The 22,671-nt window shown below is 55.2% G+C and carries 22 protein-coding genes; 13 read left to right on the plus strand and 9 right to left on the minus strand.

Annotated features, from left to right (window positions below):
* Window positions 1-9: 9 nt before the first annotated feature.
* The 3 genes from VW41_06125 to VW41_06135 all read right to left on the minus strand — a co-directional run bounded on the left by VW41_06125 (window position 10) and on the right by VW41_06135 (window position 3,583).
* Window positions 10-1,026 (minus strand): UDP-galactose-4-epimerase, encoded by a 1,017-nt coding sequence (locus tag VW41_06125; protein AJZ88634.1) that lies wholly within the window; start codon window positions 1,024-1,026, stop codon window positions 10-12.
* A gap of 209 nt (window positions 1,027-1,235) precedes the next feature.
* On the minus strand, window positions 1,236-2,714 hold the full coding sequence (locus VW41_06130; protein ID AJZ88635.1) for a molybdenum ABC transporter ATP-binding protein: 1,479 nt from the start codon (window positions 2,712-2,714) through the stop codon (window positions 1,236-1,238).
* 77 nt (window positions 2,715-2,791) lie between these two features.
* On the minus strand, window positions 2,792-3,583 hold the full coding sequence (locus tag VW41_06135; protein AJZ88636.1) for a transcriptional regulator: 792 nt from the start codon (window positions 3,581-3,583) through the stop codon (window positions 2,792-2,794).
* 128 nt (window positions 3,584-3,711) lie between these two features.
* On the opposite strand from VW41_06135, the gene VW41_06140 reads away from it, so the two are divergent.
* The 4 genes from VW41_06140 to modC all read left to right on the plus strand — a co-directional run bounded on the left by VW41_06140 (window position 3,712) and on the right by modC (window position 6,572).
* A complete protein-coding gene (locus tag VW41_06140; protein ID AJZ88637.1) occupies window positions 3,712-3,864 on the plus strand; it encodes a membrane protein in 153 nt (50 codons plus the stop codon).
* A 184-nt stretch (window positions 3,865-4,048) separates the two neighbouring features.
* The gene (gene modA / locus VW41_06145) at window positions 4,049-4,825 is read left to right on the plus strand and encodes a molybdate transporter (protein AJZ88638.1); all 777 of its coding nucleotides are present in this window, start codon (window positions 4,049-4,051) and stop codon (window positions 4,823-4,825) included.
* Entirely contained in the window at window positions 4,822-5,514 is a 693-nt protein-coding gene (gene modB / locus VW41_06150; protein AJZ88639.1) for a molybdate ABC transporter permease, read from the plus strand. Before modA ends, modB begins: the two co-directional genes overlap by 4 nt.
* Complete coding sequence (gene modC, locus VW41_06155; protein AJZ88640.1) at window positions 5,514-6,572, plus strand: molybdate transporter ATP-binding protein; 1,059 nt, start codon at window positions 5,514-5,516, stop codon at window positions 6,570-6,572. Before modB ends, modC begins: the two co-directional genes overlap by 1 nt.
* On the opposite strand, the gene VW41_06160 is transcribed toward modC, so the two are convergent.
* A complete protein-coding gene (locus tag VW41_06160) occupies window positions 6,573-7,403 on the minus strand; it encodes a pyridoxal phosphate phosphatase (GenBank protein ID AJZ88641.1) in 831 nt (276 codons plus the stop codon).
* A gap of 128 nt (window positions 7,404-7,531) precedes the next feature.
* Here VW41_06160 and VW41_06165 point away from each other — a divergent pair, with 128 nt between their 5' ends.
* Window positions 7,532-8,530, plus strand: coding sequence for a 6-phosphogluconolactonase (locus tag VW41_06165; protein ID AJZ88642.1), 999 nt, complete (start codon window positions 7,532-7,534; stop codon window positions 8,528-8,530).
* 56 nt (window positions 8,531-8,586) lie between these two features.
* Here the strand turns inward: VW41_06165 and VW41_06170 are convergent, their stop codons facing one another.
* From VW41_06170 to VW41_06180, 3 genes are all read right to left on the minus strand, one after another.
* Window positions 8,587-9,867: an acyl-CoA thioesterase gene (locus tag VW41_06170; GenBank protein ID AJZ88643.1), complete on the minus strand. Its 1,281-nt coding sequence runs from the start codon at window positions 9,865-9,867 to the stop codon at window positions 8,587-8,589.
* A 145-nt stretch (window positions 9,868-10,012) separates the two neighbouring features.
* Entirely contained in the window at window positions 10,013-10,252 is a 240-nt protein-coding gene (locus VW41_06175) for a hypothetical protein (GenBank protein ID AJZ88644.1), read from the minus strand.
* Window positions 10,253-10,414: 162 nt separating this feature from the next.
* Window positions 10,415-11,731, minus strand: a complete 1,317-nt coding sequence (locus VW41_06180) for an adenosylmethionine-8-amino-7-oxononanoate aminotransferase (GenBank protein ID AJZ88645.1) — start codon at window positions 11,729-11,731, stop codon at window positions 10,415-10,417.
* Between the two features lie 59 nt (window positions 11,732-11,790).
* Here VW41_06180 and VW41_06185 point away from each other — a divergent pair, with 59 nt between their 5' ends.
* From VW41_06185 to VW41_06205, 5 genes are all read left to right on the plus strand, one after another.
* On the plus strand, window positions 11,791-12,831 hold the full coding sequence (locus tag VW41_06185) for a biotin synthase (protein AJZ88646.1): 1,041 nt from the start codon (window positions 11,791-11,793) through the stop codon (window positions 12,829-12,831).
* Window positions 12,828-13,979 carry an 8-amino-7-oxononanoate synthase gene (locus VW41_06190; GenBank protein ID AJZ88647.1) on the plus strand — a complete coding sequence of 384 codons (1,152 nt, stop codon included), beginning with the start codon at window positions 12,828-12,830 and terminating at the stop codon, window positions 13,977-13,979. The genes VW41_06185 and VW41_06190 overlap by 4 nt, the downstream gene beginning before the upstream one ends.
* Window positions 13,963-14,721: a biotin biosynthesis protein BioC gene (locus VW41_06195; GenBank protein AJZ88648.1), complete on the plus strand. Its 759-nt coding sequence runs from the start codon at window positions 13,963-13,965 to the stop codon at window positions 14,719-14,721. The genes VW41_06190 and VW41_06195 overlap by 17 nt, the downstream gene beginning before the upstream one ends.
* On the plus strand, window positions 14,714-15,397 hold the full coding sequence (gene bioD, locus VW41_06200) for a dethiobiotin synthetase (protein ID AJZ88649.1): 684 nt from the start codon (window positions 14,714-14,716) through the stop codon (window positions 15,395-15,397). The genes VW41_06195 and bioD overlap by 8 nt, the downstream gene beginning before the upstream one ends.
* A 450-nt stretch (window positions 15,398-15,847) precedes the next feature.
* Entirely contained in the window at window positions 15,848-16,366 is a 519-nt protein-coding gene (locus VW41_06205; protein ID AJZ88650.1) for a DNA-binding protein, read from the plus strand.
* Window positions 16,367-16,378: 12 nt separating this feature from the next.
* On the opposite strand, the gene VW41_06210 is transcribed toward VW41_06205, so the two are convergent.
* Window positions 16,379-17,089 (minus strand): branched-chain amino acid ABC transporter ATP-binding protein, encoded by a 711-nt coding sequence (locus VW41_06210; GenBank protein AJZ88651.1) that lies wholly within the window; start codon window positions 17,087-17,089, stop codon window positions 16,379-16,381.
* Window positions 17,090-17,877: 788 nt separating this feature from the next.
* Here VW41_06210 and VW41_06215 point away from each other — a divergent pair.
* Entirely contained in the window at window positions 17,878-19,893 is a 2,016-nt protein-coding gene (locus tag VW41_06215; protein ID AJZ88652.1) for an excinuclease ABC subunit B, read from the plus strand.
* A gap of 10 nt (window positions 19,894-19,903) precedes the next feature.
* On the opposite strand, the gene VW41_06220 is transcribed toward VW41_06215, so the two are convergent.
* A complete protein-coding gene (locus VW41_06220) occupies window positions 19,904-20,812 on the minus strand; it encodes a hypothetical protein (protein ID AJZ88653.1) in 909 nt (302 codons plus the stop codon).
* Window positions 20,813-21,110: 298 nt separating this feature from the next.
* Between VW41_06220 and moaA the strand changes: the two genes are divergently transcribed.
* Window positions 21,111-22,133, plus strand: a complete 1,023-nt coding sequence (moaA, locus tag VW41_06225; GenBank protein ID AJZ88654.1) for a molybdenum cofactor biosynthesis protein A — start codon at window positions 21,111-21,113, stop codon at window positions 22,131-22,133.
* Window positions 22,134-22,157: 24 nt separating this feature from the next.
* Complete coding sequence (locus VW41_06230) at window positions 22,158-22,670, plus strand: molybdopterin biosynthesis protein B (protein AJZ88655.1); 513 nt, start codon at window positions 22,158-22,160, stop codon at window positions 22,668-22,670.
* Window position 22,671 lies beyond the last annotated feature (1 nt).

Consider the following 22,671-nt stretch of genomic DNA (forward strand, 5'->3'; position numbering starts at 1 on the left):
CACATATCCTTAATCTTCATAACCTTGTGGATGGCGTGATTGCCAGCGCCAGGTATCGTCTGCCATTTCCTGCAGCGAACGGCTGACACGCCAGTTGAGTTCTTTGTCTGCTTTGGTGGCGTCTGCCCAGTAGGCCGGCAGGTCACCGTCACGGCGCGGGGCAAAGTGGTAGTTCACCGGTTTGCCGCAGGCTTTGCTGAAGGCGTTCACCACGTCGAGCACGCTGCTGCCGACGCCTGCGCCCAGGTTGTAAATATGCACGCCAGGTTTACCGTTCAGCGCCTGCATAGCGGCGACGTGGCCGTCGGCAAGATCCATTACGTGGATGTAGTCACGCACGCCGGTGCCGTCTTCGGTTGGGTAATCGTTACCAAAGATAGCCAGCGAGTCGCGGCGGCCTACGGCAACCTGCGCAATGTACGGCATCAGGTTATTTGGAATACCCTGAGGATCTTCCCCCATATCGCCTGACGGATGGGCTCCGACCGGATTGAAGTAGCGCAGCAGAGCAACGCTCCAGTTAGGTTGCGCTTTTTGCAGGTCGGTAAGAATCTGCTCAACCATCAGCTTGCTTTGCCCGTAAGGGCTGGCTGGCTTACCGGTAGGGAAGCTTTCTACATAAGGGATTTGCGGCTGGTCGCCGTAAACGGTGGCGGATGAGCTGAAGATGAAGTTAGTCACGTTTGCTGCCCGCATCGCGGCGATAAGCTTCAGGGTGCCGGTCACGTTATTGTCGTAATACTCCAGCGGCTTATTGACCGATTCACCGACGGCTTTCAGGCCGGCAAAATGGATAACGGCATCTATACGGTGGTCGTGGAAAATTTCTGCCAGCAGGGCTTCATCGCGGATATCGCCGTTGATAAACAGAGGATGCTTGCCACCCAGCCGTTCAATTTCCGGCAGTACGCTGCGTTTGCTATTGCATAGGTTATCGAGGATCACTACGTCGTGACCGCTTTGCAGCAATTGGACGCAGGTATGACTTCCAATGTAACCGCTACCACCCGTAACTAAGACTCTCATTTTTCGCTCCATATAGCCTATGGGTTAAGATAACCATAGCATAACAGATGGCTGAAAAATGTGATATACGCCGGATTAGTGGTATCGTTTACACAGCGTCCTTAATACAGTTAAAGAAGTATACAAGGCATTGTAAAACAAATAGGTAGAATAAAAGTGTACGGCTATTCCGAAAGTCAGGTCGGGAATAGCCGTCGCAGTTTGAGTGATTAGGTGGGAAGAATATTTTCCAGCTGGTAGCCGTATTTATCGCCGTCCGGTACGAACGTCAGCCGGTGGGTAATGCACTGCGGCGCATCTTCGGCGTGGTGAGACACAAACAGCAGCTGCGTTTCTCCCTCGCCAATCAAAATATCGACAAAGCGGCGTATGAGCTGCCGGTTCAGGGGATCCAGCCCTTGCAGAGGCTCATCGAGGATCAGCAATGTTGGATGCTTAACCAGCGCGCGGGCGATCAACGCCAGGCGCTGTTGGCCCCAGGACAGGCTGTGGAAAGGTGCATCGGCGGTGGCGTTATCCATTCCCAGCATATGCAGCCATTCGCGGGTCAACTTTTGTTGGCGATCTGAAACCGCCTGGTAGATCCCGATGGAGTCGAAATAGCCTGACAGAATAACGTTTCGCACCGTGGTGCTGACCCGGTAATCCAGGTGCAGGCTGCTGCTGACGTAACCAATATGTTTTTTGATATCCCATATTGTCTCGCCGCTGCCCCTGCGGCGGCCAAACAGCGTCAGGTCATTACTGTATCCCTGCGGATGATCGCCGGTGATCAGGCTCAGTAACGTTGATTTTCCGGCTCCGTTCGGGCCCACAATTTGCCAGTGCTCACCGGGATTCACCGACCAGCTGAGTTTGTGCAGGATAGGGCGATCGTTGTATTCCACTACGCCATCGTTGAGCACAATACGAGGCTCGTTTTCCGGCAGGGTATAGCGGGCGGACGGATCGTCAGCTTCCGGAAGCGCTACCCCCGCCAGCTTCTCGCTGTGGGCTAGCTGTGCAACCAGCGCTTGTTCGAGTAGCGCCTGCTTTTCACCGCTTTCCGTCAGCGTACAGTCCGCCAGCACGCCGGCAAATTGCACAAATTCCGGGATCTCATCGAACCGGTTGAGTACCAGTACAAGGGTGTAACCCTGGGCGCTAAGCTGCGCCAGCAGACCGGCCAACTGCTGGCGAGATTTTACATCCAGCCCGTCGAACGGCTCATCCAGGATAAGCAGCTCTGGCTCCGACATCAGCGCCTGGCAAAGCAGCGTTTTACGCGTTTCCCCCGTCGACAGATATTTAAAGCGGCGGACGAGCAGATGTTCAATGCCAAACAGCGCGGCCAGCTCGCCACAGCGGGCTTCATTGCTCACCTCTGCCTGGATAATTTCTGCGGTGGTGCGGCCGGTGTCGTCCTCGTCGGGGCTAAGCATATCGGTGTTATTGCGCTGCCACTCATCGCTGACCAGCTTTTGCAGCTGTTCAAAAGAGAGATGAGCAATCCGGGTAAAGTCGCAGCGGCGCTCGCCCTTCATTATGGGCAGGCTACCGGCCAGCGCACGGGCAAGAGCGGATTTGCCGCTGCCGTTCGCCCCAACAAACGCCCAGCTTTCTCCGGCGCGAAGGGTAAGGTCGTTCAGGGTAAGGGTTTTTATGTCGCTAAGGTGAAACGTACCTTGCGAAATTTGCAACGCAGACATGTTTTATCCCATTTTTTGCAGCGATAAAACTACAGAAATACGGCCTGTCTGCGTTGATGTCAATGAGAAGCGGACTTTTAGCAGAGTGTGGCGACAATCACCCTGTCCGCATTGAAATATGCTGTGATCTTAGCACCTTCTACCAGCGCCTGTTGTTCTACATGAGTATTCGGCAGGGTGGCACACAGCGTCTGGCCATCGGCTAGTTGAACCAGCACTTCACTTTGTTCTTTGCCTTGCTCAATGCTGCTGATTTTCCCCGGCAGCTGGTTATCGGCATTGCCCGCTGCATGAGCATCTGTCGTGACGTCTATCCACGGTGCTTTGATGAGCACCAGCACTTCTTTGCCTTCGTCCAGCCCCAGCCGCTCTGCGCTTTGGCGGGTAATCGCTGCTTTCAGGCGCGTTTCGCCGTCAGCCAGCAGAATATCGACGTGCTGCTGAACCTGTTCGTCATCGCGCTTTAGCACGGTACCAAACAGCTGATTGCGGGCGCTGGTTTGCAGCGAAAAGCGGGAGATGGCGGCGAGCAGGCTGTCCAAAGGCAGAGCATCATCCTGTAGGACATCAAACGCTTTTTGCTGAATCTGCGCTAGCAGATCGTAGAGCTGAATTAGGCGCTCACCGTAACGGGTGAGTACGGCGCCGCCGCCGCCTTTGCCGCCGGTGGCGCGATCAACCAGGCTTGATTCTGCCAACTGGTTCATTTCGTTAATCGCATCCCAGGCGCTTTTGTAACTGATGCCTGCCAGTTTCGCCCCCTGGCTAATAGAGCCCGTGTGGCGAATTTGTTTAAGCAGCGCAATGCGTCGCGGGTCGGCGAACAGCCGTTGCTGGAGTTTCAGCGTTAACAAAATTTCAGCTTGCATGGTCTCTCCGTGCCAGAAAAACCCTTATTTTCCTCTATTGTGCCGATCCGGGCAAATGGCACAAAAGGAGAGTGCGTTTTTCTCAACTGCCGCTAGAATAATCATTCTCGCTTTTGCCGGAGGCAACTATGTTCGAGTTATTGAAAAGCCTGGTGTTTGCTGTGGTCATGGTGCCGGTTGTGATGGCAGTGATCCTCGGTCTCATCTACGGATTGGGTGAAGTGTTTAACGTCTTTTCAAAAGTGGGTCATCGCGACCAACAGCCGAAACAGCATCACTGATTCCCTGAAGGCCCGGCATTTGCCGGGCTTTCTCTTTCTTCTGCCTTCTCCAGTAAACGCGCGCTTTCTCTTGATCCTCGTCAAGAACTTTAAAGCCCTTCTTTTTTCTGCCGATAAATTCTGTATCTTCCGCATTGCAATCGTTATATTTCAGGTTACATAACGAAACAAACGGAGTGAAAACATGAATCAATGTTGGGTTCGCCTCGCCCTGGGTGCGGCTTTATCGGTTTCTCTGGTCGGTCAGGCACTGGCTGAAGGCAACAAAATTACCGTCTTTGCGGCAGCATCGTTAACCAATGCGATGCAGGATATTGCCACGCAATATCAGAAAGAGAAGAACGTTGAGATCGCTTCTTCTTTTGCCTCTTCTTCCACGCTGGCTCGCCAGATTGAAGCGGGGGCACCAGCCGATCTGTTTATTTCTGCCGATCAGAAGTGGATGGATTATGCTGTTGAGAAAGACACCATTAAAACGGACACCCGCGAAACGCTGCTGGGCAACAGTCTGGTCGTCGTCGCACCGGCCGCCAGCAAGCAGGGCGACATCGCCATTGATGCGAAAACTGACTGGGCATCGCTGTTAAAAGGCGGCCGTCTGGCCGTGGGCGATCCCGATCATGTTCCGGCGGGCATTTACGCCAAAGAAGCGCTGCAAAAACTGGGTGCCTGGGACAGCTTATCCAGTAAACTTGCTCCGGCCGAAGACGTTCGTGGTGCCCTGGCGCTGGTTGAGCGTGATGAAGCTCCGCTGGGCATCGTTTACGGCTCTGACGCCGTTGCCGGAAAAGGTGTGAAAGTGGTGGGGACCTTCCCGGAAGATTCCCACAAAAAAGTGGAATACCCGATTGCGATTGTTAAAGGCCACGATAACCCGTCAGTGACCGCGTTCTATAGCTATCTGAAAGGACCGGAAGCGGCGAAAGTCTTCCAAAAATACGGATTTACGACGAAACAATGATATTGAGCGATCCCGAGTGGCAGGCAGTACTGCTAAGCCTAAAAGTCTCATCCATTGCGGTACTGTTCAGTCTTCCTATCGGGATCTTCTTTGCCTGGGTGTTGGTTCGCTGTCGTTTCCCGGGCAAAGCCTTGCTCGACAGCCTGATTCATCTTCCCTTAGTCCTGCCGCCGGTCGTGGTGGGGTATCTGCTCTTGGTGGCCTTTGGCCGCCGCGGTTTTATTGGCGCCTGGCTGTATGACTGGTTTGGCATTACCTTCGCGTTTAGCTGGCGAGGGGCGGTGCTGGCGGCGGCCGTTATGTCTTTCCCGCTGATGGTTAGGGCGATCCGCCTGGCGCTGGAAGGGGTTGATCTCCGTCTTGAGCAGGCGGCCAGAACCCTGGGCGCAGGCCGCTGGCGCGTCTTTTGCACTATCACTTTACCGTTAACGCTGCCGGGCATTATTGCCGGTACCGTGCTGGCCTTTGCCCGTTCGCTGGGGGAATTTGGCGCGACAATCACCTTTGTTTCCAACATTCCCGGGGAAACCCGAACGCTGCCTTCGGCCATGTATACCCTGATTCAAACCCCCGGCGGAGAAAGCGCCGCCGCACGTTTGTGCCTGATAGCTATCGCGCTGGCGATGGCCTCGCTACTGGTGGCTGAATGGCTGGCGAGAGTCAGCCGTAAACGTATGGGGGCAAACTGATGCTTGAACTTAACTTCGTGCAAACGCTGGGTACGCATCGGCTGGAAATCAATGAAACCCTGCCGGGCCAGGGGATCACTGCAGTTTTTGGCGTCTCGGGCGCAGGGAAAACCTCACTAATTAATGCGATTAGCGGCCTGACTAAGCCTGAGCAGGGGCGTATCGTGCTAAACGATCGCGTTCTGAGCGATGCTGAAAAACAACTTTACCTGCCGCCGGAAAAGCGCCGGGTAGGCTATGTGTTCCAGGATGCGCGTCTGTTCCCGCACTACCGTGTACGGGGGAACCTGAAATACGGCATGGCCAAAACGATGGCCGGGCAGTTCGATAAGCTGGTGGCATTGCTCGGCATCGAAGATTTGCTGGAGCGTTTTCCCTGGAGTCTTTCCGGCGGTGAAAAACAGCGCGTTGCCATTGGGCGAGCTCTTCTGACCGCGCCGGAGCTGCTGCTGCTGGACGAACCGCTTGCCTCGCTGGATATTCCCCGTAAACGCGAATTATTGCCTTATCTCCAACGGCTCGCCCGCGAGATCAACATCCCCATGCTGTACGTGAGCCACTCGCTGGAGGAGATCCTACATCTGGCGGACAAAGTACTGGTGCTGGATGCGGGAAACGTGAAGGCGTTCGGCAACCTTGAAGAGGTTTGGGGCAGCAGCGTGATGCACCCTTGGCTGCCTAAAGAGCAGCAAAGCAGCGTGCTGAAAGTCACCGTACTGGAGCACCATCCTCATTACGCCATGACGGCGCTGGCGCTTGGCGATCAGCATCTGTGGGTGAACAAAATCGACAAACCGGTGCAGGCTCCGCTGCGCATTCGCATCCAGGCGTCTGACGTCTCGCTGGTGCTTCAGCCGCCGATTAACAGCAGTATTCGTAACGTGCTGCGGGCGAGGGTTGCCCAGTGCTTTGACGACGAAGGGCAGGTGGAGGTTCAGCTAGAAGTAGGTTCCCGCACGCTGTGGGCGCGCATCAGCCCCTGGGCCAGAGACGAATTGGCGGTAAAACCAGGCCAGTGGCTGTATGCGCAAGTGAAAAGCGTGTCGATCGCAACCTGATTACAACACGTACTTATAAAGCGTTTCGGCGATCCCGGTTTCCAGATTTGTGCCGATAGTCATATTAGCGCGAGATTTTATCGCGTCGTCGGCATTGCCCATGGCCACGCCCATTCCGGCGCTTTCCAGCATACTCAGATCGTTGTAGTTGTCGCCAAATGCAATCACCTGATCCATTGCCAGCCCCTGAGATGCCACCCACTGGGCCAGGCGTGCGCCCTTACTGTTGCCGCGCTGGGCGACATCAACCTGATCGTGCCAGGACCATTCGCAGGCGAGATCCAGTTCGCGCTCTACCTCAAGGGTAAATTGCTTGAGCTTAGGAATGTCTGAATCCGTCAGGGCGAATTTCCAGATAGACCCGACATTCTGAGCCGCCTCTTTCAGTGAGGGCACGCTGCGGAAAACGGGACGCTGGTGTTCAGGTAATGATTGCGCCCAGGTTTGGGTGCGGGCGACGTGAGCTTTGACGTGTTCTGAGCTTTCGAGATAGAGCATCGCATCGTCGACGTACATCAGGCCATGTACGCGGTGAGCGGTCAGCAAATCGACCATTTGCGTCGCCTGCTCCGGACGAAGAGGATCGGACGCCAGAACCTTTTTTGCATGATAATCATACAAATAAGTGCCATTACAGCAAATTGCAGGTGTATCCAGAGCCAGTGCCTGATAAAAAGGATGTATGGCGACATGATGGCGACCCGTTACGATAACCACTTTCACGCCCGCTTCGCGAGCTTGCTGAAGGGCCGTAATGGACTCCGGGAGAATAGTTTTTTGCGGGGTCAGCAGGGTGCCATCGAGATCGAGAGCAATTACGCGATAACTCATTTAGGGTTCCAGTCATTATTCATAAGGTTCGTTCCGATGGTACACCGCTCACGCTGTAGCGCAAAATAGCCCGAGCCGTGAGCCGGCCTTATGATGCTTACTTACGACGTCAGGAGGAAAGTAAAGTCATGAAACAGACAGTCTATACCGCCAGCCCGGAAAGCCAGCAGATCCACGTCTGGACGCTGCACGCCAGCGGCGAAATGACCCTTGTGCAGGTGGTTGATGCCCCGGGGCAAGTACAGCCGATGGTCATCAGCCCGGATAAACGCTTCCTGTACGTTGGCGTACGCCCTGAGTTTCGCGTAGTGGCTTACCGTATTACGCCGGATGATGGCTCTCTGACGGAAGCCGGCGTGGCGCCTTTGCCAGGCAGCCCAACCCATATTTCTACCGATCGTAAAGGCCGCTTCCTGTTCAGCGCTTCATACAACGCGGCAAACGTGGCGGTGATTAGCCTTGAAAATGAGGGGCTGCCGGGCGAAACCGTTGACCTGGTCGAAGGGCTGGACGGCTGCCACTCGGCGAATATCTCCCCGGATAACCGCACGCTCTGGACGCCGGCCCTGAAGCAGGATCGTATTTGTCTGTTCACGCTGTCCGACGACGGCAAGCTGGTGGCACAAACGCCTGCTGAGGTCACGACGGTTGAGGGCGCGGGCCCACGTCATATGGCGTTTCACCCGAACCAGCAATATGCGTACTGCGTCAACGAGCTGAACAGCACCGTTGATGTCTGGGAACTGCGCGACCCGCACGGCAAAATTGAATGTGTTCAGACGCTGGACTTTATGCCGCCAGGTTTCACCGGTACCCGCTGGGCTGCCGATATCCACATCACACCGGACGGTCGTCATCTTTATGCCTGTGACCGCACCGCCAGCATTATTACCGTATTCAGCGTATCAGAAGACGGTAGCGTGCTGAACATCGAAGGCTACCAGCCGACGGAAGAGCAGCCTCGCGGCTTCAATGTTGACCACAGCGGTAAGTACCTGGTGGCCGTCGGGCAGAAATCCCATCATGCCGCAGTGTACAAAATTAATGGCGAGCAGGGACTACTGGAAGAGAAAGGTCGCTACGCGGTCGGGCAGGGCCCAATGTGGGTTGTGATTAACGCGCACTGATTGTCAGCCATAAAAAAACCTCGCCGCGGCGAGGTTTTTTCTTACTGAGTTTAAAATTACTTCTCTTCGACGACCGGGCTGCCTACTCCGCGGTTATTGAACTCCCACATGCGGTTGAAGCTCGGGTCATTCAGATCGCGTTTGATAGCGCCTTTATCGTCTTTGGTGCCAACGTTGCCAGCGAACGGACGCTTAGACTCCAGCGCATCGCCCCACGGCTTAGCCGTATTGAAACCTTCGTTAATCACGCTGTCGCGGATCACAACCTGGCCATTCGCGGCCTGGCCGTTTTCACCGGCTAAATCCCATGAGCGACCCAACTGAGCGTCACCGGCTGCGGTAAAGCGGCTGTTAATCGCCAGGAAGCCATAGTAGATGTTCGGCAGAGTGGCTGGCGCGAACACGGAACCTTCTTTGGTGCGGCTGTTCACCAGGCGGAAATCGGTATTGTCGAACACCACGGCACCGCGGCCTGCTACCACATCCACATCGCCTTCAATATAGCTGTTGGTTACCAGCGTGCGCGGCTGACGGTTGGTCAACATGCGGTTCTGAACGTCGCTGTTGGTGACGAAGAATGTGTTCTGACGGCCCAGCAGGTGAACGTTATTCAGCTGTACTTTATCGCCATCGCTGCGCAGTGCAACGGCCTGGTGATTACCGGCATCCACGCTGTCGCCCAGGGTATTCTGGATGGTCAGGTTCTGGAGCTGCAGGCCATTATTCTGTGACCAAACGGCTGCGGAACACATCACGCCCACGGTCGCGCCGCGGCGGCTCTGGCAGTTATCAAACATGTACCAGGCTGGTTTCCCTGGCATGTATTTTCCGCCCGGATTAACGGTGCGACGCCAGGTTGTCGGGTCGGTTTCAGAGTCCAGCGTCAGGCCGATTTTGACATCGTCCGCGTTGCCAGAAGTGCCGTACAGCGTCACGCTGCCGGAAGCCGCAGGAATATAAACCGTACCTTCATATTGACCCGGCATAATGGCGATATACAGGCGAGAGCTGCTGTGCTTAATAATCGCTGCGTCCACCGCGGCCTGGACTGATGTGTGGGTGACGCCAGGTGTACCGGCAGGGCCCACCACGAAATCAGGCTGCTGAGGCGTGCGAATCGAGGACGGTGTCCACGGGGCTTCATTTGGGTTCATCGCGGTGAAGTAGCGCGCTGCAACAAAATTCTGTGCTTCGTCAGCCGCCAGGATCGGGCGGGACTGGGTTCCCGGCGCCGCCTGAGTAGACGGTTTGTCCTGGGGTGGGGTTGAGCTACATGCACTCAGCGCCATTGCGAAAGCCAGGGCTGCGGCGCGACGAGAAACCGATAATGTGTTCAAGGTTGCTCCTTGCTGTACGGTGGAATAGAGGGTTATCTCAAAGCCTGACTTTTTATACTAAGTTGAGCGAAACGGGAAGCCGATTGTGCAAATCGGCTTCAGAAAGGGGGAAGTGAGTATTTTCCGGCGATGAAAAAGCGTTTCGTTATTCTTTTTCTACAGAGTACTGGCCGTTCTTTTTGCGAATAATATATTTGTGGTCATCATCGCAGGAGACGGTAAGTGAACCCCCGAATGCGGCAGGGTAAACGCTGTTCACGGTATCGCACTGATAACCCGCCTGGCGAATCACTGACTGTGACTCCGCCTTTAGCTGGGGCGAGCCGGTATCGGCAAAGGCACTGCCTGCCATCAGGCAGAAGCTGAGTACAACGGTTCTCTTCATTTCTGTCTCTCTGTGATGTGGGTCTGGTGAAACGTTAATCGGCAGCGAGACGGGAAGGGATTAATAACTTAACCGGATTTATTTGTGTAAATTAATTTCAGAAATCGATTAGCGAAGGGCAGACCAGGCCGGCAAGCGATGCCGGCCTGGTCTGGGCAGAAGCTAGCGGAAAAACGCAGGGTTTTTTACCGCGTGCGTGACGGCCATAATCAATTTATTCAACTGCTCAGGGCTGATGATGTAAGGCGGCATCAGGTAGATCAGGCGGCCAAAGGGACGGATCCAGACGCCCTGTTCGACAAAGAAACGCTGTAAAGCGGCCATATCGACAGGTCTGCGTGTTTCCACCACGCCAATAGCACCCAGCACGCGCGCATCGGCTACGTTTTCGCTCGCGGTGAGCGGCAGCAAACCTTTCCGAAGTTGATGTTCAATCGCCTGAACCTGCTGCTGCCAGTCTCCTTGCGCCAGTAGCGCCAGGCTTTCACTGGCAACCGCGCAGGCGAGCGGATTCCCCATAAAGGTTGGGCCGTGCATAAAACACCCGGCTTCACCGTCGCTGATGGTTTCCGCGACATGGCGGGTAGCAAGCGTCGCGGAGAGCGTCATTGTGCCGCCGGTCAGCGCTTTACCGAGACACATAATGTCCGGTGAAATACCTGCATGGTCGCAGGCAAACAGTTTCCCGGTGCGGCCAAAGCCTGTAGCTATCTCGTCGGCAATCAGCAGAATCCCCTCCCGGTCGCACATGCGGCGGAGGCGGCGAAGCCATTCAGGGTGGTAAAAACGCATCCCGCCCGCGCCCTGGACGACAGGCTCCAGAATCACGGCGGCAATCTCTTCGCGATGTGCGGCCATCAGGCGTGCAAACGGCACGATATCCATCTCGTTCCACTCATCCCCAAAGCCACACTGCGGCGCCGGCGCAAAAAGATGTTCAGGCAAATAGCCCTGCCACAGGCTGTGCATCGAGTTATCGGGATCGCAGACCGACATCGCGCCAAAAGTATCGCCGTGATAGCCGTTACGGAACGTCAGAAAACGCTGACGCGGCTGGCCCTTTGCGTGCCAGTACTGCAGCGCCATTTTCATGGCGACCTCAACGGCTACCGAACCGGAATCCGCCAGAAACACACATTCCAGCGGGGCAGGCGTCATCGCTACCAGTTGGCGGCACAGCTCAACGGCCGGCGGATGCGTGATACCGCCGAACATGACGTGCGACATGCTGTCAATCTGGGCCTTCATTGCCTGATTCAGACGCGGGTGATTGTAGCCATGGATAGCCGCCCACCAGGAAGACATGCCGTCGACGAGCATACGCCCGTCAGCCAGCTGCAGCTCACAGCCCGCCGCGGCAATAACGGGATAAACCGGGAGCGGCTGGCTCATTGAGGTGTACGGATGCCAGATATGTCGCTGGTCGAACGCTAAATCAGCAGGGGTCATAGGGTAACTTGTAAACCATTTGAAAAACATTTAGGTTTACAAGTATAACGTCAATCGATTTCCCATAACACCCTTTTTGGAGAGGCCCCATGGCTCACCACGCACGCTGGACAATGTCGCAGGTCACTGCTTTATTTAAAAAACCTTTGTTGGATTTACTGTTTGAAGCCCAGCAAACGCATCGCCAGCATTTCGACCCCCGGCAGGTACAGGTCAGTACCTTGCTGTCGATCAAAACCGGCGCTTGCCCGGAAGACTGTAAATATTGCCCGCAAAGCGCCCGCTACAAAACCGGCCTGGAGGCCGAACGCCTGATGGAAGTTGAGCAGGTGCTGGACTCCGCCCGCAAGGCTAAAAACGCAGGTTCGACCCGTTTTTGTATGGGGGCCGCCTGGAAGAATCCGCATGAGCGGGATATGCCTTATCTTGAGCAGATGGTGCAGGGCGTTCGCGCTATGGGGCTGGAAACCTGCATGACGCTCGGAACGCTGACCGAGGAACAGGCGCAGCGTCTGGCCTCCGCAGGGCTGGACTATTACAACCACAATCTGGACACCTCCCCGGAATTCTACGGCAACATCATCACTACCCGAACCTATCAGGAACGTCTGGACACTCTGGATAAAGTCCGTGATGCGGGAATCAAAGTTTGCTCCGGGGGGATTGTCGGGCTGGGTGAAACCGTCACCGACCGCGCTGGTTTGCTGCTGCAATTAGCGAATTTGCCCACGCCGCCAGAAAGTGTACCTATCAACATGCTGGTGAAAGTCAAAGGCACACCTCTGGCGGATAACGAAGACGTGGATGCCTTTGATTTTATTCGTACCATCGCGGTGGCCCGTATCATGATGCCAACCTCATACGTGCGCCTTTCCGCAGGCCGTGAGCAGATGAGCGAGCAGACGCAGGCGATGTGTTTTATGGCCGGGGCAAACTCCATTTTCTACGGCTGCAAACTGCTGACGACGCCGAACCCGGAAGAGGACAAAGATCTGCAGCTATTCCGCAAGCTTGGGCTTAATCCGCAGCAAACCACCACCGAAATGGGCGACAAAGAACAGCAGGAGCAGCTTGCCGGGCAGATCCTTAACGCAGATACCGACAATTATTACAACGCGGCGGCGGTATGAGCTGGACGCAGCGAATCTCCGGGGCTTTAAGCGAACGGCGAGCCAGCGCAAGCCTTCGCACCCGGCAGGCCAATACGCTCGGTAACGGGCGTATTTTTTCGGCCAACGGCCGGGAATATTTAAACTTCTCCAGTAACGACTATCTGGGGCTGAGTCACCACCCGCACATCGTGGAGGCCTGGCAAAAAGGCGCGATGCAGTTCGGCGTTGGCAGCGGCGGGTCTGGCCACGTCACGGGGTATAGCCGCGCGCATCAGGAATTTGAGGCACAGCTTGCAGACTGGCTCGGCTTTGAGCGAGCGCTGTTGTTTATCTCCGGCTACACCGCGAACCAGGCTGTTATCTCCGCGCTGGCGCAAAAAACGGACATGCTTATTGCCGATAAACTTTGTCATGCCTCAATGATGGAAGCGGCAATCCAAAGCCCGGCTCAGCTACGCAGATTTCATCACAACGACGTTCAGGCGCTTTCGGCGCAGCTTGTTAAACCGCATGAAGGCGAGCGGCTCGTCCTTACCGAAGGTATTTTTAGCATGGACGGGGACGCCGCGCCCTTACCTGACATTGCACGGGCGACAAGACAGGCAGGCGGCTGGTTGATGGTCGACGATGCCCACGGTATTGGTGTCCAGGGCCTGGAGGGGCGAGGCAGCTGCAACCTGCAAAAAATCAAACCAGATATTCTGGTCGTGACCTTTGGGAAAGCCTTTGGCGGCAGCGGCGCGGCGGTATTGTGCCGCGAAGATGTGGCAACTTATCTGCTGCAGTTTGCCCGACACTTGATATACAGCACCGCCATGCCGCCGGCGCAGGCCGTCTCGCTTCAGGCCGCGTTAAAGGTGATTCAACAGGGAGATGAACACCGAGCAAAACTTGCTGAAAATATTCAACGTTTTCGACAGGGGGCCGCCCGACTCTCGCTGAATCTGGCGGATTCCGGCAGCGCTATACAGCCGCTGATAGTGGGTGATAATCAGCGCACGCTGGATCTCGCCTCCCGCCTGAAAGAGCGGGGTTTCTGGTTAACCGCCATTCGCCCGCCTACCGTTCCCCCCGGAAGCGCCCGCCTGCGTATCACCCTCACGGCGGCCCACACCTCAGGCGACATAGACGCATTGCTGGAGGCGCTCCATGACTCAGCTTGTTGATAAAGTGGCCGTTGCCGCGGCGTTTAGTCGGGCTGCCGGCAGCTATGAGCGCTTTGCCGAGTTACAGCGTGTCTGCGGCGATAACCTGCTGGCAGAGGTGACAAACCGCCCCGCAGCCAGCGTGCTGGATGCGGGCTGCGGCACCGGCTGGTACAGCCGAATCTGGCGGGATAGAGGAAGCGAAGTTCTGGCGCTGGATATTTCGAAAGCGATGCTTGAGCGGTGCCGGCAAACCCAGTCGGCGCATCGTTTCCTGGAAGGAGATATTGAGTCTGTTCCGCTGGACGATGAGCAGGTCGACCTGGCGTGGAGCAATCTTGCCGTTCAGTGGTGTGGCAATCTGCAGCAAGGTTTATCCGAGCTTTACCGCGTGACAAAACCGGGTGGGTGCGTTGCATTTACTACGCTTGCGGCAGGTTCACTGCCTGAACTGCATGAGGCCTGGCGTGGGATCGATACACGGGCGCATGCCAACCAGTTTTTATCCTTGACCGAGATAGAACAGGCGTGTCGACCGTGGCGTTGCGTATTAGCCAGCCGCACGGTCAGCCAGCGCTTTCCCGACGCCATGAGCGCTATGCGCTCGCTGAAAGGCGTAGGCGCCACCCACCTGCACGATGGTCGCAAAAATACCCTGCTGACGCGCGGGCAGCTGCAGCGGCTGAGCGCAGCGTGGCCCCGGCAAGACGGGCAGTACTCTCTTAGCTGGCAGATAATTTTTGGAGTAATTGAACGTGATTAAAAAATGGTTTGTGACCGGCACCGATACCGAAGTAGGAAAGACCGTCGCTAGCTGTGCGCTGCTGCAGGCGGCGAATACTGCCGGTTATCGTTCCGTGGGCTATAAGCCCGTGGCCTCTGGCAGTGAAATGACGCCTGAGGGCATTCGCAACAGCGACGCGTTAGCGCTGCAGCGCAATAGTGCGGTCAAACTGCCGTATGAGGAGATCAATCCGCTGGCTTTTCTTGAGCCGACCTCTCCGCACATCATTAGTGCTGAAGAGCAACGCCCGATTACCTTTTCTGCTATGTCCGCAGGGCTGGAAAAACTGGCTCACAAAGCCGACTGGATTCAGGTTGAGGGAGCGGGAGGCTGGTTTACGCCGCTATCAGACACCACGACATTTGCCGAATGGGCCATCAGCGAGCAGCTGCCGGTCATTCTGGTCGTGGGCGTGAAGCTTGGCTGCATTAATCATGCGATGCTCACGGCGCAGGCGGTGCTGGCGGCCGGGTTGCCGCTGGCAGGCTGGATAGCAAACGGCGTTCAACCAGCCGGAAAAAGGCACGCAGAATATCTTGCCACCCTCAAACAGCGGCTGCCGGCCCCGCTGCTGGGAGAGATTCCCTGGCTTGAGGATATCGGCGATCAAACCGCGCTTGGCCACTACCTCAATCTCACCGTTATTACGGCCTAAGCCGCAAGGCGACTGCAACAAAAGCCACGCCCGCAGCGAAGCCTCGGGCTGGCTCCCGCTTTAACATTTTCCCTAAAGACAAGGATTCTTTCCCGGTAGCAACGTCGATAGAGTATTTCATGATTTCAGTTGTCATGTGACAACCTTTATGAGATGCTTTTTTAGCCGGAGGAGATATGGCAAGAAAACGGCACCCGCAAAAAGAGATAGAGGCGGCATTAAGCTACGCAGAATGTCAGGGCTGGCGGGTGAAAGAGGGCGGCTCGCATTGCTGGGGAAAACTTTATTGCCCATGGAATGATAAAGCATGCCGGTGCGGGGAGTTTTGCATCAGCTGTGTCTGGGGCACGCCTCGCAGCGCAGAGAACCATGCCAGACAAATTCGCAGGCTTGTGGATGGATGTGCAAATATGGCCCCACGCAGCGCCCTGCATTAACAAGGAGAAGGCCATGGCGGCATACACGTTTACGCTTATTTTTACGCTACCCAAAGGGCAAAAAGATCCGGAGAAGTGGGTTGGTGCGCTGGGCGCCGGGGGGTGTGATGATGCTCTGGTTGGTATCGGTGTGACGGGGCGTATTGCCCTGAATTTCATCCGCGAGGCCGACACCGCAGAAGATGCCTTGCTCAGCGCGCTGAAGGACGTTTCAGGCATTATTCCTGGCGCTTTATTGGCTGAGGCGGCTCCTGATTTGGTGGGGTTGAGTGACGTAGCGGAACTGCTGGGCGTGTCCCGGCAGTATATACGCAAGATCATGGTTTCCCGGGAGGCATTTCCAGCGCCGGTACATGACGGGAAAACCGCGCTGTGGAATCTCGAGGCGGTTTTACGCTGGATGAACAGCTCAGGCGTGAAGGCCATACCTTCGCCTTTGCTGGATATCGCAAAAGTGACCCGGCAGTGCAACCTGCATCGCGCGATGGCGGATCTCAATCCAGCATTTCAGACCAAGCTGAAAAACCTCTAGCAGAGACCTTGCTCAGGGTTCAAGCCAGCCTGCAACGAGATTGTCGTCCAGCTGCGAAACATTCCCTTGTGCGACATTTCGGCCTTTATGCAGCAGGCAAAACTTGTCCGCTACCCGGCGTATAAACGGCAGTCGCTGTTCAACCAGCAGAATCGTCAACCCGAAATCGCGGTTTAAGCGCCGAATCAGGTTGCCCATTTCCGTAATAAACCGATGCCCTCCGCCGAGAGTGGGCTCATCCAGGATCAGCAGCTTAGGTTCTAAGACCAGCGCCCGGGCAAGCGCTAACTGCTGCTGTATATCTCCGCCGAGTTCGCCACTTTTCACCTGTCGCAGGCTGTAGAGTTCGGGAAACAGGTCATCAATCAGCGCAGGAATGACCCGGGGTGACTGATGACCCGCCATCATCGCTATCTGAAGGTTTTCCTCAACGCTAAGCTGGGAGAAGATGCGCCTGTCCTGTGGAACATAGCCGATACCCAGCGCAGTCCGGCGCTCAACGGGTTTATTGACCAGCTCCTCCGGCGGCTGACCCGCCTGTTGCCACAGCATGCTGCCGCTTTGTACCGGCAAATAGCCGGTAATGCAGTTTACGAGCGTGGTTTTTCCCTGGCCCGGCGCGCCAAGCACGCAGGTGCATTCTCCCGGGGTCAGTTCGAGGTCGAGGTTCCACAATATGTGATTATCACCGTAAAACTGATTAACAGCGTGTAAGCTAAGCATGGCTCATCTCCAGGGTTGGGGAGTCGTTTCCCCCCTTGATATGCTGCAATTAGCTTGCCAGCTTGGTGATAACACCTGAAAGAACCTCTCAGTTCAGGATAAAACTGAGTATTGCTTCCCGGTAACGGTGAAAGAGACATGCAGGCGTTAACTTTACTGCACCTGGCAGGTGCTAAAAAGAACGAATTTGGTGCAATAAAACGCCGTTTAACCTCAGGATATATCTTCATTTCGGGATCTTGCTCAAAGCGCCGGGGTATAGCGAAATCGAATGAATAAAAGCAAAAAATTTAGCAAAATTTTTTTTTTGCCCCCAACACAGAAAGATCAGGGATTTTTCCGAGTGGCTAAGCAAAAGGGCTTGATGCAGTTATCCACCATTCCTGTGGATAACCTTGTGTATTAGAGTTAGAAAACTTGAAGAAAGCGAGAGCGGACGCGGCCTGCGGGCAAATTGACGCGAAACCGGTCTTTGCGAAATATTCATTTAAATTCAAGTTGTTAAATAAAAGCAACCACTGCAATAAAACTGTCAAACATTAGCCAGAGGTTTCCTTACCTCGCTTGACAAATGTTAAAAGACGAAAAAATTTGGGGATAACCGCTAGCGGCTGGAGATTTATCTGCCTAAGGAGCAAATTGTGGGCAAACAACGCGGTAAAAACGGTCGTTAGCGGGCGTAGTAAAAATGATAACTGGTGTTTTATACAGTTTTCTACTGGCAAAAATCGTGCTGCCGGGTAAAATTACTCTCCGGCCCGCTCGTTTCTTCATCAGGTAGCCCGTTCATGAGTAAAGCGTTCAAACTGAATTCCGCATTTAAACCTTCTGGCGACCAGCCGGAAGCAATCCTTCGCCTGAAAGACGGGCTAGAAAATGGGCTGGCACACCAGACGCTGCTGGGTGTAACGGGGTCAGGCAAAACCTTCACCGTGGCAAACGTAATAGCCGACCTCCAGCGTCCAACGATGGTGCTGGCGCCGAACAAAACCCTGGCGGCGCAGCTTTACGGCGAAATGAAAGAGTTCTTCCCGGACAATGCGGTTGAGTTTTTTGTCTCCTATTACGACTACTATCAGCCTGAAGCCTATGTGCCCAGCTCTGACACCTTCATTGAAAAAGATGCCTCGGTGAACGAACACATCGAGCAGATGCGTTTGTCGGCGACCAAAGCGCTGCTCGAACGCCGGGACGTCATCGTGGTGGCATCCGTGTCGGCTATCTACGGTCTGGGCGATCCTGATCTGTACCTGAAGATGATGCTTCACCTGACGAAGGGCATGATCATCGATCAACGTTCGATCCTGCGTCGCCTCACTGAATTGCAATACACGCGTAACGATCAGGCGTTCCAGCGCGGTACGTTCCGCGTCCGAGGGGAAGTGGTCGATATCTTCCCGGCAGAATCAGACGATCTTGCGCTGCGCGTGGAGCTGTTTGATGAAGAAGTTGAAAGACTGTCGCTGTTTGATCCGCTTACCGGGCAAATCGATCAGACCATTCAGCGTTTTACCATCTACCCTAAATCGCACTACGTGACGCCGCGCGAGCGTATTGTGCAGGCGATGGAAGACATCAAAGTTGAGCTGGCGGACCGTCGCAAAGTGCTGCTGGCCAACAACAAGCTGCTGGAAGAGCAGCGTATTACGCAGCGTACTCAGTTTGATCTTGAGATGATGAACGAGCTGGGTTACTGCTCGGGGATTGAAAACTACTCTCGCTTCCTGTCCGGGCGAGGGCCTGGCGAACCGCCTCCGACGCTTTTTGACTATCTTCCGGCCGATGGCCTGCTGGTGGTTGATGAGTCTCACGTCACCATTCCGCAAATTGGCGGCATGTATCGCGGTGACCGCGCCCGCAAAGAAACGCTGGTGGAATACGGTTTTCGCCTGCCGTCGGCGCTGGACAACCGGCCGTTAAAATTTGAAGAGTTTGAAGCACTGGCGCCGCAAACCATCTACGTGTCAGCGACGCCGGGTAACTACGAGCTGGAGAAATCCGGCGGTGACATAGTTGACCAGGTTGTTCGTCCGACGGGGCTGCTTGATCCGGTGATTGAAGTTCGTCCGGTGGCAACGCAGGTAGACGATTTGCTTTCAGAAATTCGCAAGCGTGTGGCAATCAATGAACGTGTGTTGGTGACGACCTTAACCAAGCGGATGGCGGAAGACCTGACCGAATATCTGGAAGAGCACGGTGAGCGCGTGCGCTACCTGCACTCGGATATCGACACCGTGGAGCGCATGGAGATTATCCGCGATTTACGCCTCGGTGAGTTTGACGTCCTGGTGGGGATCAACCTGCTGCGAGAGGGTCTTGATATGCCGGAGGTGTCGCTGGTCGCGATCCTTGATGCCGATAAAGAAGGTTTTCTGCGCTCCGAACGGTCGCTTATTCAGACCATTGGCCGTGCGGCGCGTAACGTTAACGGTAAGGCGATTCTCTACGGCGATAAAATAACGCCGTCGATGGCGAAAGCGATTGGTGAAACCGAACGCCGCCGTGAGAAGCAGCAGCGCTATAACGAAGAAAATGGCATTACGCCGCAGGGCCTCAATAAGCGAGTCGTGGACGTCCTGCAGCTTGGCGAAGGCATGGCGAAAACCAAAGGGCGGGTTAAAACCAAAGCGCGCAGCGTGATTGAAGATGATGAAGTAGTGATGACGCCGAAAGCGCTGCAGCAGAAAATTCACCAGCTCGAAACCAAAATGCTGGAGCACGCGCAGAATCTGGAGTTTGAAGAGGCGGCGCAGATTCGCGACCAACTCCACAAGCTGCGCGAACTGTTTATCGCCGCGTCATAATCGACAAAGCTTAACCGAGCTGCTGCACGGCTTGTTCGAGGGCCGCTCGCAGCAGTTGGCGGTCGTGGCGATACCGGATGTCGCTGGCTTCCAGCGGCTGCTGAATTACCAGCCGGTCGCCCACTTCGCTGACGTCTACCTGCGGGCCAACCAACAGGGCATCGATAACGCGTTTTCCGATGTGTTGTTCCATTAATTCAAGTTTTTGGCGCAGGGAAAGGCTGGCTGCAGCCGGGCTGAGCTCTTTGCCCAGGTTCCCGATATACACCATTGGGGCTGGCGTGCGGCGCAGCGCCTGATCCATCTCTTCCAGCAGCAGTATCGGCATCAGGCTGGTGTAAAAACTGCCGGGACCAATCAGAATTAAATCGGCCTCGGCGATGGCCTCTAAGGCTTCACGCGTGGAGGGAACTTTCGGGTAGACCGCCAGATCCTGTGGTGGATTGAGCAACTGGTCGATACTCACTTCGCCGTAAACGGTGTTGCCCTGATCGTCGGTAGCCATTAAATCGACCGGATGTTCCGACATTGGAATCAGCTGTGCATCCACCTTCAGCAGATTACGAATTAAATTGATTGCCTCCAGGGGGCGCACGCTGAGGTGATCCAGCGCCTTTAACATCAGGTTTCCGAGGTTATGTCCTGAAAGTTCGCCGTTACCGCTAAAACGGTACTCAAACATTGTTGATGCCACGCTTGGTTCGGTGATTAGCTGGTTCAGGCAGTTGCGCATATCTCCCCAGGCAATCCCACCTTCAGAGCGTCGAATGCGTCCGGTTGAGCCGCCGTTGTCGGTAGTGGTGACAATGCCGGTTAAACGTGAGCCAAGAGAGGAGAGGGATGACATTACGCGACCCAGGCCGTGCCCGCCGCCCAGCGCGACAACCCGATCAAGATCTGCAAGCGTGCGATTACGCATAGAAAAGATAATCCTTAAGAGGCATACAGGCGCTTAAGGTAGCGTAAAAGTGCCAAAAAGACGATTCTTGCTCTGTGGATAATGATGCATATCAAAGTAAAAGTTAGCTTTTTAAGTACTCTGTAGCGAAATTAAGCAATCATCTCGTTATGTATGGATTTATATAGCGAAAACTGATATAGCGCGAAGCAAGATGTCGCGCTACTATCGCAGTAACACACACTCAAGCCCTGGTACCTAAGTCACAAGATAAGGTGCCCTGGCCGCAGCCCTTGAGGTTGCCAGGGTGCAGGAAGAAATGACTGCATCTCCCGTATTTGGAAAGGTGTATTCAGTGTCCCAGCTTACCGATGCTTTTGCGCGTAAGTTCTATTACTTGCGCTTATCAATTACCGACGTCTGCAACTTTCGCTGCAGCTATTGCCTGCCCGACGGCTACAAGCCACACGGTGTGGCCAATAAAAGCTTCCTCAACGTCGATGAAATCCGCCGCATAACCCGGGCTTTTGCCGCCCTGGGAACAGAAAAGGTGCGCCTGACCGGCGGGGAACCCTCTTTGCGCCGCGACTTTACCGAGATAATCGCCGCGGTGCGCGAAAACGCGTCGATTCGCCAGCTTGCAGTGACGACCAACGGCTATCGCCTGGCCCGGGATGTGAACGCATGGCGTGATGCGGGGCTTACCGCCCTTAACGTGAGCGTCGACAGCCTGGATGCCCGCCAGTTTCACGCCATCACCGGCCAGGATAAATTTCGGCAGGTGATGGAAGGGATTGACGCCGCTTTTAGCGTGGGGTTTGAGCGAGTAAAAGTGAACACCGTGCTGATGCGCGACGTAAACCACAATCAGCTCGAGACCTTTCTCGCCTGGATTAAACCTCGTCCTATTCAGCTCCGCTTCATTGAGCTGATGGAAACCGGCGATGGCGGCACGCTTTTCCGTAAACACCATATCTCCGGCAAAACGATTCGTGACCAGCTGCTTGAACGCGGCTGGGTGCATCAGCTTCGCCAGCGTAGCGATGGCCCCGCCCAGGTCTTCTGCCACCCCGACTATAAAGGGGAAATCGGGCTCATCATGCCGTATGAGAAAGATTTCTGTGCCAGCTGTAACCGGCTGCGCGTTTCGTCCATCGGCAACCTTCATCTTTGCCTGTTCGGCGAGCAGGGGATTGCGCTTCGCGATCTGTTAGCGGATGACGCCCAGCAAAGCGAGCTGGAAGGGCGTATTTCTTCCGCGCTGGCGCAGAAAAAGCAAACCCATTTCCTGCATGACGGTAATACCGGCATCACCCAAAATCTGTCGTATATCGGCGGCTAGAGCCTGCCCACAAGGAGAATATCGATGAGTCAGGTAAGCGCAGAGTTTATCCCGGCACGTATTGCTATTTTGACGGTGTCCAGCCGTCGTGGTGAAGATGACGACACCTCGGGCCACTACCTGAGTGAGGTTGCCACGGAAGCGGGGCATCAGGTGGTAGACAAAGCTATCGTCAAAGAAAACCGGTATGCCATCCGGGCCGCAGTTTCACAGTGGATTGCCGATGAGCAGGTTCAGGTGGTGTTGATTAACGGCGGCACCGGATTTACCGACGGAGACCAGACCCCTGAGGCGCTTCTTCCGCTTTTTGATCGAGAAGTTGAAGGTTTTGGCGAACTGTTCCGTATGCTCTCCTTTGAAGAGATTGGCACATCCACACTGCAGTCTCGCGCCGTTGCGGGCATGGCTAACAAAACGCTGATTTTTGCCATGCCGGGCTCAACCAAGGCCTGCCGAACGGCCTGGGAAAATATCATTCAGCCTCAGCTGGATGCCCGTCAGCGCCCGTGCAATTTCCACCCACATATTAAGAAGTAAG

The sequence above is a fragment of the Klebsiella michiganensis genome (assembly GCA_000963575.1).
Lineage (GTDB): Bacteria > Pseudomonadota > Gammaproteobacteria > Enterobacterales > Enterobacteriaceae > Cedecea > Cedecea michiganensis_A.

Bases quoted from the DNA above. Each gene is read 5' to 3' on its own strand.
- VW41_06125 (AJZ88634.1), bottom strand. From the start codon at position 1,026: ATGAGAGTCTTAGTTACGGGTGGTAGCGGTTACATTGGAAGTCATACC.
- VW41_06130 (AJZ88635.1), bottom strand. From the start codon at position 2,714: ATGTCTGCGTTGCAAATTTCGCAAGGTACGTTTCACCTTAGCGACATA.
- VW41_06135 (AJZ88636.1), bottom strand. From the start codon at position 3,583: ATGCAAGCTGAAATTTTGTTAACGCTGAAACTCCAGCAACGGCTGTTC.
- VW41_06140 (AJZ88637.1), top strand. From the start codon at position 3,712: ATGTTCGAGTTATTGAAAAGCCTGGTGTTTGCTGTGGTCATGGTGCCG.
- modA (AJZ88638.1), top strand. From the start codon at position 4,049: ATGAATCAATGTTGGGTTCGCCTCGCCCTGGGTGCGGCTTTATCGGTT.
- modB (AJZ88639.1), top strand. From the start codon at position 4,822: ATGATATTGAGCGATCCCGAGTGGCAGGCAGTACTGCTAAGCCTAAAA.
- modC (AJZ88640.1), top strand. From the start codon at position 5,514: ATGCTTGAACTTAACTTCGTGCAAACGCTGGGTACGCATCGGCTGGAA.
- VW41_06160 (AJZ88641.1), bottom strand. From the start codon at position 7,403: ATGAGTTATCGCGTAATTGCTCTCGATCTCGATGGCACCCTGCTGACC.
- VW41_06165 (AJZ88642.1), top strand. From the start codon at position 7,532: ATGAAACAGACAGTCTATACCGCCAGCCCGGAAAGCCAGCAGATCCAC.
- VW41_06175 (AJZ88644.1), bottom strand. From the start codon at position 10,252: ATGAAGAGAACCGTTGTACTCAGCTTCTGCCTGATGGCAGGCAGTGCC.
- VW41_06180 (AJZ88645.1), bottom strand. From the start codon at position 11,731: ATGTTTTTCAAATGGTTTACAAGTTACCCTATGACCCCTGCTGATTTA.
- VW41_06185 (AJZ88646.1), top strand. From the start codon at position 11,791: ATGGCTCACCACGCACGCTGGACAATGTCGCAGGTCACTGCTTTATTT.
- VW41_06190 (AJZ88647.1), top strand. From the start codon at position 12,828: ATGAGCTGGACGCAGCGAATCTCCGGGGCTTTAAGCGAACGGCGAGCC.
- VW41_06195 (AJZ88648.1), top strand. From the start codon at position 13,963: ATGACTCAGCTTGTTGATAAAGTGGCCGTTGCCGCGGCGTTTAGTCGG.
- VW41_06205 (AJZ88650.1), top strand. From the start codon at position 15,848: ATGGCGGCATACACGTTTACGCTTATTTTTACGCTACCCAAAGGGCAA.
- VW41_06210 (AJZ88651.1), bottom strand. From the start codon at position 17,089: ATGCTTAGCTTACACGCTGTTAATCAGTTTTACGGTGATAATCACATA.
- VW41_06215 (AJZ88652.1), top strand. From the start codon at position 17,878: ATGAGTAAAGCGTTCAAACTGAATTCCGCATTTAAACCTTCTGGCGAC.
- VW41_06220 (AJZ88653.1), bottom strand. From the start codon at position 20,812: ATGCGTAATCGCACGCTTGCAGATCTTGATCGGGTTGTCGCGCTGGGC.
- moaA (AJZ88654.1), top strand. From the start codon at position 21,111: ATGACTGCATCTCCCGTATTTGGAAAGGTGTATTCAGTGTCCCAGCTT.
- VW41_06230 (AJZ88655.1), top strand. From the start codon at position 22,158: ATGAGTCAGGTAAGCGCAGAGTTTATCCCGGCACGTATTGCTATTTTG.